Source organism: Roseomonas sp. KE2513 (assembly GCF_016107305.1).
GTDB lineage: Bacteria > Pseudomonadota > Alphaproteobacteria > Acetobacterales > Acetobacteraceae > Roseomonas.
In genome coordinates this window covers 1-11930 of sequence record NZ_RCVR01000074.1, presented here as the reverse complement: position 1 = coordinate 11930, position 11930 = coordinate 1, and the positions used below count along the sequence as shown (strand labels likewise).

Genomic DNA, 11930 nt, shown 5'->3' with positions numbered 1-11930 from the left:
TTTCGAGTTGAATCTGCCGCGCCGGGTTAAAATGTCCGCATCGAGCCGGATAGAAATGTCCTCGTACCCTCGCCTGCTTCCATGCTCGGGGAGCTTCCGAGGAGCCGGACATGGGTTGGGTGCTGATGGATGAGCGCGAGCTATATCGGGTAGGCGTGCTGACGGAGATTGTTGATGCTCGTCGGAGCGTGGCTTCAGGGGCCGCGCTGCTGGGACTGACGGCCCGTCATACCCGGCGCCTTGTCGAGCGGCATCGAACAACCGGTGCTGCGGGTCTGGCGCACGGCAACCGGAACCGCCCTTCGAACCGGCGCCGTCCGGCCTCGCTCCGCCAGCAGGCTCTGGCGCTGCTTCGAGAACACTACCCCGGCTACGGCCCGACGCTTGCGTCAGAGGCGCTACTCGAGCGGCACGGGCTGCGGGTGCCGCGGGAGACGCTCAGGCACCCACTTCAGGTTGAAGAGCAGTTCAAAAATGCTTCAAACAATTGAACGGTCGTGGAAAGACCTTCGGCACTTCCTGTTCCAGAGGTCAGCAGAGACTGTGACCCTGGTATAAGCTCCCTCACACGGTCGAAGTACTCGGCGAACATGTCGGACTCTGCGCAGGAAGTCAGCGTGGGAGTCCGCACCAACGGCAAGCGCGCCGCTTTGTCATAAGCGAAAGCAGCATTGTACGGGATGTGGTATGTGCGCGCTGCCTTCAGGACCTCGACGACCTTGTCGTGCAGCTCATCCGCGCTTGGCAGGCCCAGGTTCCGACGATGGGCAGCGTCGCGCCTGTACCATGGCCAGAACAGGTATACGTCCCGCACGAAGTGCCAGATCCAGTGGAGTTGGCTGCCGTTCAGATCCAGCGTCACGCCAGGTGCGTAATTCGCCAGCATGTCCGCCTGCTCCTCCGGTGCGTAGAGCGAGACGCCATCCAGGATCAGGCGACGTACGCGGGCGGGGTGGGCTATGGCGATTTCGCAGGCGATGTTGGCGCCCGTATGGGTGCCGTAGAGATCGAAGGCATCAATGCCGAGTGCATCGAGCGCTCGAAGGTGCGCGTCGGCAAAGTACGCAATGGGTGGTTTTTCTCCAGCCTGCGGGGCACAGGAATCGCCGTTGCCCAGAGTGTCCGTCGCGATCACGTGGCGGTTCCGCGAAAGGCCCAGGATCAGCGGCTCCAGCATCTTCGCGGAGCCGGGCGAGGCATGGAGCATCACCAGCGGGACACCACCCCTTCCCTCTCCCGCCGTGCGGAAGTGGACCTGTCCCTCCGCGATGTCGGCAAAGCCGCGGCGAATGCGGGAAGACGGCTGCCTGTGAATCATCGACGATCCTTCGAGAGAACGGAGGAGGTGACGGGCTCACCCGTGCCGGAGTCCGCAGCCGGCCTCTGGACGCGCGCAGGCGACGCGTCAGCCGCCGCGGATGCCGGTCGCGCGCGCGAACTCGCCCCAGCGCTTCAGGTCGTCCGCAATCTTCCGGCCGAAGGAGGCCGGATCCGTCGCCTCGATTGCCATTCCGCTGTCTTGGACCACCGCCTTGTACTCCGCGACACCCAGGGCGGCGGTGTATTCCCGGTGGAGCCGCTCGATCAGCCAGCGAGGCGTTCCGGCCGGCATAGCGATCCCGTACCAAGAGTTCAGCTCGTAGCCCGGGTAGGTCTCCGCGATCGCTGGAAGGTCCGGCAGGCGGGCCACCCGCGTCAGGGTGGAAACGGCCAAGCCCTTGAGGCGGCCGTCCTCGAGGTAGCCGGTGACGGCCCCGATGCTGAACAGGGCGAAGTCGATGCGGCCCGCCAGCATGTCGATGATGGGCTGGGTGGATCCCGTGTAGGGCACGTGAAGCATGGGCACGCCGGAGAGCTGGGACAGCAGCTCGGTGCCGAGATGGGTGGTGCTCCCCTGCCCGACCGAGGCGTAGCTGAGCGGCTGCGGCGATGCCTTCGCCTTGGCGATGAAGGAAGCTAGGTCGGTCACGCCGAGGTCGGCACGGCAGACCAGCACCGTCGGGACGGAAGCGATCTGCATCACCGGCTCCAGGTCTTTCAGCGGGTCGTAGGGCACGTTCGACTGGAAGACCGGCGCCAGGGTCAGCGGCCCCGCATGGGCGAGCAGGATGGTGTAGCCGTCCGGAGGGGACCGCAAAGCGAGGGCCGTGGCGATGGTGCCGTTGGCGCCGGGGCGGTTCTCCATCACCACCGGCCGCCCAAGCGCCGAGCTCAGCTTCTGGTTCAGCGGTCGGGACAGCAGGTCGGAGGGACCGCCCGGCGGCCAGGGATTGATCAGGCGGATCGGCCGGTCGGGCCAGTTCGGGCCTTGGCCCTGGTTCTGGCCCTGGGCCATGGCAGCTCCAGCCCAGGGTGCGGTTGCCATGGCCCCAACGAGCACACGTCGGCTAACGGAATGCATGGTCATACAGGACCTCCCATCAGATCTCTGATTTCACGTGATTCGCCGCGCTTGCCATTTCCGCTCCGGAGTTCACCCCGGATTTCTTGGTGTGACGGCGGCCGCCGGTGCGTACGGCGCCACTATTTCTTCCGATGTACCAAGTCATTCCGCAGCCTCTGCCGCGACAGCCCAGAGAGACCGGCCGGACCGCAGAACTCGCTGCATCCCCATATGGTACTCGTAGAGCTCCGGCTGATAGAGCGCCTGGAGGTACTCCACGACACGTCCGCTCTCGTCACGCACCTGCCGTCGAACGGAGAGGAGAGCGCTACCCACGGGGACCGCCAGGGCCTCCGCGACTGTTGGTTCGGCAGATCTGGCCGAGATAACCTGGTCGGCCTTGGAAACCCGATAACCCGCCGCGTCCAGAAGGCTGAGCAAGGGCTTGCAGGCCAGATCGTCCCGCTCGAACTTCCGGCCGATCTCCTCCGGCACCCAGGTGGTGAGATAGGAGAAGCGCCGGCCCTTGTGGCTCCGGACGCGGACCGATTTCTGAACCATGGCCTGGGGCGGGAGTTCCAGCGCCGCTGCCACCTCGGCGGGAGCCGCAACGTAGGCGAGGTCCAGAACGCTGACGCTGGTCTCGCGCCCCATAATGACAAGACTTTCGAGAAGGCCGCGCAGGTCCTGCCGGAAGGGCGGCTCCGCGCCAGGGCGCGCGAAAGTCCCCTTCCCGTGGCGCCGATCGAGCAGCCCCTGTTTGGCCAGTTCCTCTAGGGCGCGGCGAATGGTGATGCGCGCCACCTGGAAGCGCGCGGCCAACTCGTGTTCGTTGGGCAGGGACACGCCGTCCGGCCAGGTGCCCTCCGTGATCTCCTGCCGGAGCACGGTGAAGATCCGGTGGTAGAGAGGCAGAGGCCCTTCGGCCCCGGCTTGAGCGTTCCTTCGGCCGGAGAGCGGCTTCCGCATGGCAGGGATGGTTCCAGGCTCGCACGTGACGGTTCGGTAGGGTAGCGACGATGACGCGCCACGCGGCCACGGGCCAGCCGCGTCACCCGGGGGCTGGCGCGTCACGGAGGCAGGCCGCGACCATCTCACGTCAGATCGCCGGCAAGGTCCGGGCGAGCTCCGCCTTCAGCACCTTGCCCGAGGCGTTGCGGGGCAGCTCGTCCACCACGAAGAACGCGCGCGGCCGCTTGTAGGGGGCGAGGCGGCTGGCGCAGAGCGCCTCCAGCTCAGCCTGGTCCACGGGCTCGCGCGGCAGGATGAAGGCCGCGACCTCCTCGCCCATCTCCTTCGCGGGCCAGCCCACGACGACTGCCTCGTGCACGGCAGGATGGGAGGCGAGGACCGCCTCCACCTCCATCGGGTAGATGTTGATGCCGGCACGGATGATCATGTCCTTCCGCCGGCCGCGCAGGCGGATGAACCCGGCTTCGTCCACCGTCGCCAAGTCGCCCGGCAGGAACCATCCATCCTCGAAGGCGTCCGCATTCGCCTCTGCGTCGTCGAAAAAGCCGCTCGCGACACCGGGGCCGCGATAGGCCAGCCGCCCCACCTCGCCTGGCGGAAGCGGCCGGCCCTCGTCGTCGAGAACGCGGACCTCCACGCCGAAGACCGGGCGGCCTACGGAATCCGCGTGGCGGTCGATGTCCTCCGGGCGCAGCAACGACACGCCGCCCCCTTCAGTGGAAGCGTAGTACTCGTGGAAGCCCGCCGAGATCCGCTCCCGGATCAGGGCGCGCTCGTTCGCGTGCAGCGGCGCCCCGGAGGAGAGAAGCAGCGACAGGCGCTTCATCGGCGCCAGCGCCTCCGCCGGCAGGTCCAGCAGGCGCCGGATGAGGGTGGGCACGAGGAAGCAGCTCGTGGCCTCGCGCAGCGCGACCTCGCGCACCAGCGCCTCCGGCTTGTAGGGTGGCGGGAAGAGGACGACCGTGCCCCCGCAGAAGAGCTGGGATAGCGCGAAGGTCCGCCCGCCCCCGAAGTAGAGCGGCGTGGCCGAGACATAGGTTTGCCGCGCATCCAGGCCGAGGTCGATCCAGTGCGTCCAGAACCGGCGGAGGAACTGGTAGTGGGTGACGACCGGACCCTTCGGCTTGCCCGTCGTGCCCGAGGAGAGGGAGACGAGCAGCGGCATGTCGCCGCAGCCGGCACCGGCGGGGAAATCCAGATCCGCGGGGGCGGACGCGACGCCGGACAGGAAGCCCTCGTCCAGCGCCACGCACGGCACTCCCTCGACGGGTGCGGCATCCGCCTCGACCAGCAGGATCTTCGCCCGGAACCGGCCGGCGACGGACTGCTTCTCCGCATCGGTCCAACGCACATCGATTGGCAGGGTGATCGCGCCGAGCCGGGCCGAGGCGTAGAGCGCGAGGACGTGGTCGGCCGTGTCGCGCAGCGAGATGCCCAGGACATCCCCGCGCCCGATACCGAGGGAGCAGAGATGGGCAGCCCAGCGCCGCACCAGCCCGTCCAGTTCACGGTACTGAATCACGCGCTCGCCATGGATGAGCGCCGCCTGATCGGGCCGTGCCGCGACGTGATGAGCGAGCGCGTCCGCGAGATTCATCACCATCCCGGCCCTTCTCAAGCGAGCTTGTAGATGCGGAGGGTGTTCTCGCGCAGCACGGCGCGCTTCGACTCCGGCCGGAGATCGAGCGCCTCAATCTCCTCGCGCGTCCGCTCGAAACCGAGAACGGGGAAGTCCGTGCCGAAGATCACCTTCTTCCGGCCGTAGGTGTTCATGTAGTGGATGAGGGAGGCCGGCCAGTAGCGCGGGCTATGAGCATCCGTGCCGATGAAGACGTTCTGGTGCTTCCAGGCCATGGCGATCATCTCGTCCATCCAGGGCACGCCGAGATGGATGCCGATGATCTTCAGTTCCGGAAAGTCGCAGGCCACGGAATCCAGGGTGATGGGGCGCCCGACGGAACGGCGAGGATAGCGCGGGTCATAGACGAGGGACTGGCCGACCTGGAGCTGCACCGGAATGTCCAGTTCCACGCACTTCGCGTAGAACGGATACCAGCGGGCATGGTCCGGCGGAAGCTCGTACCAGTGCGGATAGAAATGGGCGCCGATGAAGCCGTGGTCGCGCACCGCGCGCTCCAGCGCCCGCACGCCATCCATGCCCTCGGTCGGGTCCAGCCCGGCCAGGCCGCTGAAGCGGTCGGGATACGCCGCCACCGCCTTGGCGACCAGATCGTAAGGAACGTGGTAGCAGGCTGGATGGCCGATCGTGCCCACCTTGGCCGCGATCAGGAAGGACCTCTCGATCCGTGCCTTGTCCATGCGGCGGAGCATCTCGTCGAGGGAAACGCCCTGGAAGGTCTCGGCATCCACGCCGATCTTGCCGCGGTAGAAGCTCCCCCGTTCCGGCCGGCCGGCCAGCGCCTCCTCCGTCCAGATGTTGACGACGGCATCGATCGCCCAGACTTCCTCGTCCACGTCCGCACCCATCCCCTCAAAGTCCCATTTCGCGCGCGATGATCTCTCGCTGGATCTCGTTGGCGCCCTCGCCGAAGGTGTAGAGCCGCCCATCGCGCCAGAAGCGCTGCATGTCGCTCTCGGAGGAGTAGCCCGCCGAGGCGAGGAGCTGCATGCCGTGGTGGGTGACGTATTGCAGCGTCTCCGTCGCGATGACCTTCGCCGCGGACGCTTCCCTCTGCGCCTTCTGCCCTGTCGCGATGAGCCAGCCGAGATGCCAGACGGTCAGGCGGGACTGGTCGACCCGCATCTGCATGTCGGCCAGCCGATGGCGCACCGACTGCAGGGCGCCGAGCGGGCGGCCGAACTGGATGCGCTCCTTCGCGTGCGCCACGGCGCAATCCACCGCCGCCTGCGCGCAGCCCGTGACCGTCGCGGCCATGGAGGCGCGCGAGTTGTGCAGCGTGGACATCATATGGCGGAAGCCCTGGCCTTCCTGCCCCAGCATCGCGTCGTCTGGCACGAAGACGTCGTCGAAGCCGATGTCCCAGGACGGCATGCAGTTGTTGCCAACCTTGGAGAGGGGCGTCATGCCCACCCCCGCCGCCGTGGGCGGCACGAGAAAGAGGGAGATACCTCGGCTCCCGCTGCTTTCCGGATCGGTTCGAACGGCAACGAGGAGGAAATCGGCGCCTTTCGCATCACTGATCCACGTCTTCCTGCCCCGGATCCGCCACCCGCCATCGGCGTGTACAGCACGCGTGCGTATGGCGGAGGCGTCCGTCCCCGCTTCGGGCTCGGTCAGGGCGAGCGCGATCAGAAGGCGCCCGTCCAGCAGCTTCGGCAGCAGGGCCGCGCGCTGCGCCGCGCTGCCATAGCCCTGCACCGAGGCGATGCCGAAGCCGACCACGCGGTTAAAGATCGAAGCGACCATGTAGGCATGACGACCCAGCCGTTCCTGGACGAGCATCACGGTTCGCCAATCAAGTCCTAGCCCGCCCTCCTCCTCGGGAACTGCCAGCCGGAACAAGCCGAGTTCACCCATGAGTGGCAGGAGGTCGTAGGGAGGGACGTGGTCCCGGTCGCGGCGACGAACCTCTTCAGGCGGCAGCCAGTCCTGAAGATAGCGATCAACGGAGGCCAGGAGGGCGAGCTGGGTCTCGTCGGGCGCGAAATCAATCATGCGCGGAACCCACAGCACCGCACCAGAAGGGGGAATACGCCGATCCTCGGCGTCAGCCGGTCCAGGACGAGCATTCCGAGGCCCGATCACCATGTTGTACTAAAAATAGGACATATCGGATTCAGCCTGTCAATTGCATTCCAAAGCAGCGCTTCCGGGCGACGAACCGGGCAGAATACGATGCTGCCCTACGCGGACGTGGCAGTCTGACGGTGTGGTTCACGGACGCGGCGATCGCGGCGTGGAAGGCTGAGCCGCGGACCACCCGCGGCGGGCAACCCCGTTATTCCGCCTTGGCGATCGCCACGGCCCTGACCTTGCGCGCAGTGTTCCGTCTGGCTCTCCGCCAGACCGAGGGCCTGATCGGCTCCATTCTCTCTCTGCTCGGTCTCGATCTGGCCATGCCGGATCATAGCACCCTTAGCCGCCGGGCCGAGACGTTGGAGGTGCCACGGCATCACCCCGGCAGCCGCCCCGTGCACCTACTGGTGGATAGTACGGGGCTGCAGCTGTGCGGGCCTGGCGAGTGGCTGGTCGACAAGCACGGGAGCAGGACGCGTCGGTCCTGGCGCAAGCTGCACATTGGTGTCGACGTCGACACCGGACGGATCGTTGCATCGTCATTTGTCCGTCGTCGAATGCTTTGGGACAGAGAGGGCGCTGACTTAGCGGAGGCTCTGGCGCATCTGGTGGTTGACGTTAGGCGGCTTGACGCTGGTGCAGCAAGCGCCGCTGCTGAATGGTCTGTCGCTTGATGCGTTCACGCTCGAGCAGGATGGTTTGCCCTCGGCCGAGGTAGACATCGGCTGGGGTGAGGTTCTGCAGGCTCTCGTGGTAGCGCTGGTGGTTGTAGTGCTCGACGAAGGCCTCGATCTGCGCCTCAAGAGCGCCGGGCAGGTAGTAGTTCTCCAGCAGGATCTGGTTCTTGAGCGTCTGGTGCCAGCGCTCGATCTTGCCCCCGGTCTGCGGGTGGCAGGGAGCGCCGCGAACGTGCGCGATGCGCTTCTCGTCGAGCCACTTGGCCAGGTCGTCTGCGATGTAGCAGGGGCCGTTGTCGGAGAGCAGCCGCGGCCGGTGCAGGACCTTTACCTGACCGCAGCCTGATGCAGCGAGTGCTGCCTCCAGTGTCTCTGTGACGTCGGCGGCCGCCATGGTGGTGCAGAGCTTCCAGGCGATGATGTATCGGGAGAAGTCGTCAAGCACGGTGGACAGGTAGCACCAGCCCCAGCCGGTCACCTTCAGGAGGGTGAAGTCCGTTTGCCAGAGCTGGTTCGGCGCCGTGGTCTTGGTGTGGAACTCATCGGCCGCCTTGACCACGATGAAGGCCGGGCTGGTGATCAGGTCGTGCGCCTTGAGCAGGCGGTAGACGGAAGCTTCCGAGAAAAAGTAGCTCTGGGTGTCTGTGAAGCGCACCGCGAGTTCGCGCGGGGACAGCTCGGGCGCCTCCAGCGCCAGGTCGATGATCCGAGACCGCACCGCGTCGGGGATGCGGTTCCAGACCCGTTCCGGCCGGGACGGCCTGTCCTCCAGCGCCCCGGGGCCACCGTCCTGGTACAGCTCGTACCAGCGATAGAAGGTCGCCCGTGGGATCCCGAGCCGCTCCAGGGTGCGCCGGACCGGCAGGTTTGATCCCTCGACCAGGCGGATGATCTCCAGCTTCTCGGCGGCGGGGTACCTCATTCGCGGTCGCCCCCATCCGCGAGCATGCTTTTTTTGAGCAACCGCAGCTCAAGCGCCTGCTCCGCCACCACCTCCTTCAGGCTGCGCGCCTCCTGGCGGAGGTCCCTCACCTCGTCCGTTGTGGCCGCCCAGGCCGTGTCCCCGGCCAGGCGGCGCTTGCCCGCCTCCAGGAACTCCTTCGACCAGGTGTAGTACAGGCTCTCGGCAATGCCCTCGCGCCGACACAGGGCGGCAATGCTCTCCTCCCCCCGCAAGCCTTCCAGCACAATCCGGATCTTGTCCTCGGCCGAGTAGTGCTTGCGGGCCGCCCGGCGGATGTCGCGAACCACCCGATCGGCGGGCGGCTTCGCGTTCGGTGTCGCTGGCTTCTGGCTCATGGCTCGTTCCCTGGCGGTTACGATGAGCCGGAAACCCTCCTTTCCTCAACCAGCGTCGCCTGTCTCATGAGCCCTGACGGCGGACAGCCCGCTCTGGGACGCCTTCCTGCTCCAGGCCACAGGCGGGGGTAAGGACCTCATCGGCTTCCTGCAGCGCTGGTTCGGCTACTGCCTGACCGGCATCACCCGCGAGCACGCCCTGCTCTTCGTCTACGGCCCGGGCGGCAACGGCAAGGGCGTCCTGCTGGTCACCATTGCCAGCATCCTCAGCAGCTACGCCACGACGGCCGCGATGGACACCTTCACCGTGTCCAAGTCCGACAAGCACCCGACCGACCTCGCCATGGCACTCACCGGTGGCGACCCCATCACGGCGCGCTTCATGCGGCGGGACTTCTTCACCTTCACCCCAGCCTTCAAGCTGACGGTGAGCGGCAACCACAAGCCGGCTCTGCGCAACGTCGACGATGCTGCCCGGTGCCGGTTCAACATCGTGCCCTTCCTGCACAAGCCCGCGGCGCCCGACCGGGATCTGCAGGATAAACTCCGGGCCGAGTGGCCGGGGATCCTGCGCTGGCTGATCGACGGCTGCCTCGCCTGGCAGCAGGAGGGTCTCAAGCAGCCCAAGGCGGTGCTGGACGCGACCGCGGAGTACTTCGCCGAGCAGGACCTCCTGGCCCAGTGGATCGAGGAGTGCTGCGAGAAGGGCAAGGGCCTCGGCGAGACGAGCAGTGTGCTCTTCGCGTCCTGGCGCACCTTTGCGCAAGGGCGCGGCGAGGATGGGGGCACGGCCAAGTGGTTCGGTACCACGCTCGAGCGCCAGGGCTTCCGGTGCGACAAGGACTGCACGCTGTTCCGTGGCCGCGGGTTCCTCAGATTGTGCGTGATTCCTGAGCAGGCCCCACGCCACTGGCAGGATAAGGACGAATGACTGCTTACTCGCGCCACTCAGCGACGCTGCGACGCATGCGACGTGGCTCCCTGTTAGTGCGCCACACGCGCGCGTGTAGGCGGTCATACGAAATCCATGTCGCATGCGTCGCAGCGTCGCTGGGACTGCAAAGCATCCTTCAGCAACCAGGTTTTCGCAGGAGAATGGTCATGACTGAGCTCGCGCCCGCGCTTACCACATTCCCGCCTTGCAATCGCGCACTCGTCTCCGAGCTGATCCCCTACGCCCGCAACGCGCGCACGCACTCCTCCGCGCAGGTTGCGCAGATTGCCGCGTCCATTCGCGAGTTCGGCTTCACGAACCCCATCCTCGTCGACGGCGAACGAGGCGTGATCGCAGGACACGGCAGGCTCTTGGCCGCACGCCAGCTTGGCATGACCGAAGTGCCGACGCTGGAGCTGTCCCACCTCACCCCTGTCCAGCGCCGCGCCTACATCCTCGCCGACAATCGCCTCGCCCTCTCGCCGTTTGGAACGAGGACCTGCTGCGGGTAGAGCTGGCCGAGCTCGGCGCAGAGGGCTTCGATCTCGCGCTCACCGGCTTTGACGAATTGGAGATCGCGTCCTTCCTCACCGAGCCCACCTCAGGGCTGATGGACCCCGACGCGGTCCCCTCCCCGCCCGAAGTGCCGGTGTTGCGGCTAGGTGACGTCTGGCTGCTGGGCCGCCACCGCCTCGTCTGCGGCGACTGCACCGACCCTGCCGCCGTCGAAGCCGTGCTCGCCGGTGTGCGCCCGCACCTGATGGTCACGGATCCTCCCTATGGCGTCGCGTATGACCCCTCCTGGCGCAACGAGGCCCTGGACGGCAGCAAGACCCAGCGCACGGGCAAGGTGCTCAACGACGACCGAGCGGACTGGACCCAGGCGTGGGCCCTGTTCATGGGTGATGTCGCCTACGTCTGGCACGGCGCGCTGCACGCCGGTACCGTCGCCGAGAGCCTAATCGAGTGCGGGTTCGACATCAGGGCGCAGATTATTTGGGCGAAAACTCAGCTGGTGCTGGGCCGAGGCAATTATCGTTGGAAACACGAACCGGCTTGGTGCGCCGTTCGCAACGGCGCGAAAGGTCACTGGGCTGGAGACAGGAAGCAGACGACCCTCTGGTCCATCTCGAGCCGCGACCAGGACGCGGACACCGTCCACGGCACCCAGAAGCCGGTAGATTGCATGCCCCGCCCGATCGAGAACAACTTCTCGCCCGGGCAGGCCGTCTACGAGCCCTTCTCCGGCTCCGGCACCACCCTCATCGCTGCCGAGATGACCGGCCGCGCCTGCCACGCTGTCGAGCTCTCACCGGCTTACGTCGATGTGACGGTCCTCCGCTGGCAGGCCTTCACCGGCCGCGTGTCGCGCCTGGAGGGCAGCAGGGCGACCTTTGCCGAGGTCGTCGCCGAGCGCTGCCCCGCCGCCGCTGGGGAGGGCGCCTGACATGGCTAAGGAAGGGCTCTACGTGCCCACTGAGGAGCAGCGCCGGACCGTGCGGGTGATGGCCGGCGCCGGCATCCCGCAGCCAGACATTGTCACTCTGCTCGAGATCGACCCCAAGACGCTGCGCCTGCACTTCCGCCGGGAGCTCGACCGCGGCTCCGTCGAGGCGACGGTGAAGGTCGCGCAGACTTTGTTTCAGATGGCGACCTCGGGTCAGAACACCGCCGCCTCAATCTTTTGGATGAAGGCGCGGGCCGGCTGGCGCGAGAAGCACGAGGTGGTGCTGTCGGCCAAGCCAGCGGGCGAGATGACTGATGCCGAGCTCGAAGAGGAGATCGCCCGCGCCCGTGCCGCCCGCCTCGTGCTCGACCGGGAGGCGCCGAGCGGCGAGGGCTCAGCCGGTGGAGAGTGACCCCGCCTGGGAGCTGGGTCAGCGCCGCGCCATTCGCCGGGAGTTCGGCCTGTGGTGCGAGCACGCCCTCGCTCCGCAGGGCTTCTCC

The 11930-nt window shown here is 66.9% G+C and carries 12 protein-coding genes and 1 pseudogene; 6 read left to right on the top strand and 7 right to left on the bottom strand.

Annotated features, from left to right (window positions below; genetic code table 11):
* Positions 1-110 precede the first annotated feature (110 nt).
* On the top strand, positions 111-491 hold the full coding sequence (locus D9599_RS29060; protein WP_198384828.1) for a hypothetical protein: 381 nt from the start codon (positions 111-113) through the stop codon (positions 489-491).
* Here D9599_RS29060 and D9599_RS29055 read toward each other — a convergent pair.
* The 6 genes from D9599_RS29055 to D9599_RS29030 all read right to left on the bottom strand — a co-directional run bounded on the left by D9599_RS29055 (position 452) and on the right by D9599_RS29030 (position 6992).
* A complete protein-coding gene (locus D9599_RS29055) occupies positions 452-1318 on the bottom strand; it encodes an alpha/beta hydrolase (protein ID WP_198384827.1) in 867 nt (288 codons plus the stop codon). The genes D9599_RS29060 and D9599_RS29055 overlap by 40 nt on opposite strands.
* An 87-nt stretch (positions 1319-1405) precedes the next feature.
* A complete protein-coding gene (locus D9599_RS29050; RefSeq protein WP_198384826.1) occupies positions 1406-2335 on the bottom strand; it encodes a tripartite tricarboxylate transporter substrate binding protein in 930 nt (309 codons plus the stop codon).
* Positions 2336-2545: 210 nt separating this feature from the next.
* Entirely contained in the window at positions 2546-3352 is an 807-nt protein-coding gene (locus tag D9599_RS29045) for a GntR family transcriptional regulator (RefSeq protein ID WP_232481071.1), read from the bottom strand.
* A 130-nt stretch (positions 3353-3482) separates the two neighbouring features.
* Positions 3483-4958, bottom strand: coding sequence for a class I adenylate-forming enzyme family protein (locus D9599_RS29040; protein WP_198384824.1), 1476 nt, complete (start codon positions 4956-4958; stop codon positions 3483-3485).
* Positions 4959-4969: 11 nt separating this feature from the next.
* Positions 4970-5830 carry an amidohydrolase family protein gene (locus D9599_RS29035; protein ID WP_198384823.1) on the bottom strand — a complete coding sequence of 287 codons (861 nt, stop codon included), beginning with the start codon at positions 5828-5830 and terminating at the stop codon, positions 4970-4972.
* 16 nt (positions 5831-5846) lie between these two features.
* Complete coding sequence (locus D9599_RS29030) at positions 5847-6992, bottom strand: acyl-CoA dehydrogenase family protein (RefSeq protein WP_198384822.1); 1146 nt, start codon at positions 6990-6992, stop codon at positions 5847-5849.
* 119 nt (positions 6993-7111) lie between these two features.
* Here D9599_RS29030 and D9599_RS31750 point away from each other — a divergent pair.
* A pseudogene (locus D9599_RS31750) lies at positions 7112-7666 on the top strand (IS5 family transposase); the annotation flags it as partial.
* Positions 7667-7691: 25 nt separating this feature from the next.
* Here D9599_RS31750 and D9599_RS29025 read toward each other — a convergent pair.
* Positions 7692-9049, bottom strand: a protein-coding gene (locus D9599_RS29025) for an IS3 family transposase (protein WP_198384821.1) whose coding sequence is annotated in 2 segments (ribosomal slippage) — positions 7692-8707 and positions 8707-9049 — 1359 coding nt in all. Because the reading frame shifts where the segments join, the coding sequence is not laid out codon by codon here.
* Positions 9050-9341: 292 nt separating this feature from the next.
* Here D9599_RS29025 and D9599_RS29020 point away from each other — a divergent pair.
* The 4 genes from D9599_RS29020 to D9599_RS29010 all read left to right on the top strand — a co-directional run bounded on the left by D9599_RS29020 (position 9342) and on the right by D9599_RS29010 (position 11842).
* On the top strand, positions 9342-9980 hold the full coding sequence (locus tag D9599_RS29020; protein ID WP_232481069.1) for a phage/plasmid primase, P4 family: 639 nt from the start codon (positions 9342-9344) through the stop codon (positions 9978-9980).
* Between the two features lie 170 nt (positions 9981-10150).
* Positions 10151-10495: a ParB/Srx family N-terminal domain-containing protein gene (locus D9599_RS31745; protein ID WP_232481068.1), complete on the top strand. Its 345-nt coding sequence runs from the start codon at positions 10151-10153 to the stop codon at positions 10493-10495.
* Between the two features lie 56 nt (positions 10496-10551).
* Positions 10552-11430, top strand: a complete 879-nt coding sequence (locus D9599_RS29015; RefSeq protein ID WP_232481067.1) for a DNA methyltransferase — start codon at positions 10552-10554, stop codon at positions 11428-11430.
* A 1-nt stretch (position 11431) separates the two neighbouring features.
* Positions 11432-11842, top strand: coding sequence for a hypothetical protein (locus tag D9599_RS29010; RefSeq protein WP_198384820.1), 411 nt, complete (start codon positions 11432-11434; stop codon positions 11840-11842).
* Positions 11843-11930 lie beyond the last annotated feature (88 nt).

Excerpts from the sequence above, each read along its gene's own strand:
- D9599_RS29020 (WP_232481069.1), top strand. The coding sequence starts at position 9,342 with ATGGACACCTTCACCGTGTCCAAGTCCGACAAGCACCCGACCGACCTC.
- D9599_RS29055 (WP_198384827.1), bottom strand. The coding sequence starts at position 1,318 with ATGATTCACAGGCAGCCGTCTTCCCGCATTCGCCGCGGCTTTGCCGAC.
- D9599_RS31745 (WP_232481068.1), top strand. The coding sequence starts at position 10,151 with ATGACTGAGCTCGCGCCCGCGCTTACCACATTCCCGCCTTGCAATCGC.
- D9599_RS29050 (WP_198384826.1), bottom strand. The coding sequence starts at position 2,335 with ATGGCCCAGGGCCAGAACCAGGGCCAAGGCCCGAACTGGCCCGACCGG.
- D9599_RS29060 (WP_198384828.1), top strand. The coding sequence starts at position 111 with ATGGGTTGGGTGCTGATGGATGAGCGCGAGCTATATCGGGTAGGCGTG.
- D9599_RS29040 (WP_198384824.1), bottom strand. The coding sequence starts at position 4,958 with ATGGTGATGAATCTCGCGGACGCGCTCGCTCATCACGTCGCGGCACGG.
- D9599_RS29010 (WP_198384820.1), top strand. The coding sequence starts at position 11,432 with ATGGCTAAGGAAGGGCTCTACGTGCCCACTGAGGAGCAGCGCCGGACC.
- D9599_RS29030 (WP_198384822.1), bottom strand. The coding sequence starts at position 6,992 with ATGATTGATTTCGCGCCCGACGAGACCCAGCTCGCCCTCCTGGCCTCC.
- D9599_RS29045 (WP_232481071.1), bottom strand. The coding sequence starts at position 3,352 with ATGCGGAAGCCGCTCTCCGGCCGAAGGAACGCTCAAGCCGGGGCCGAA.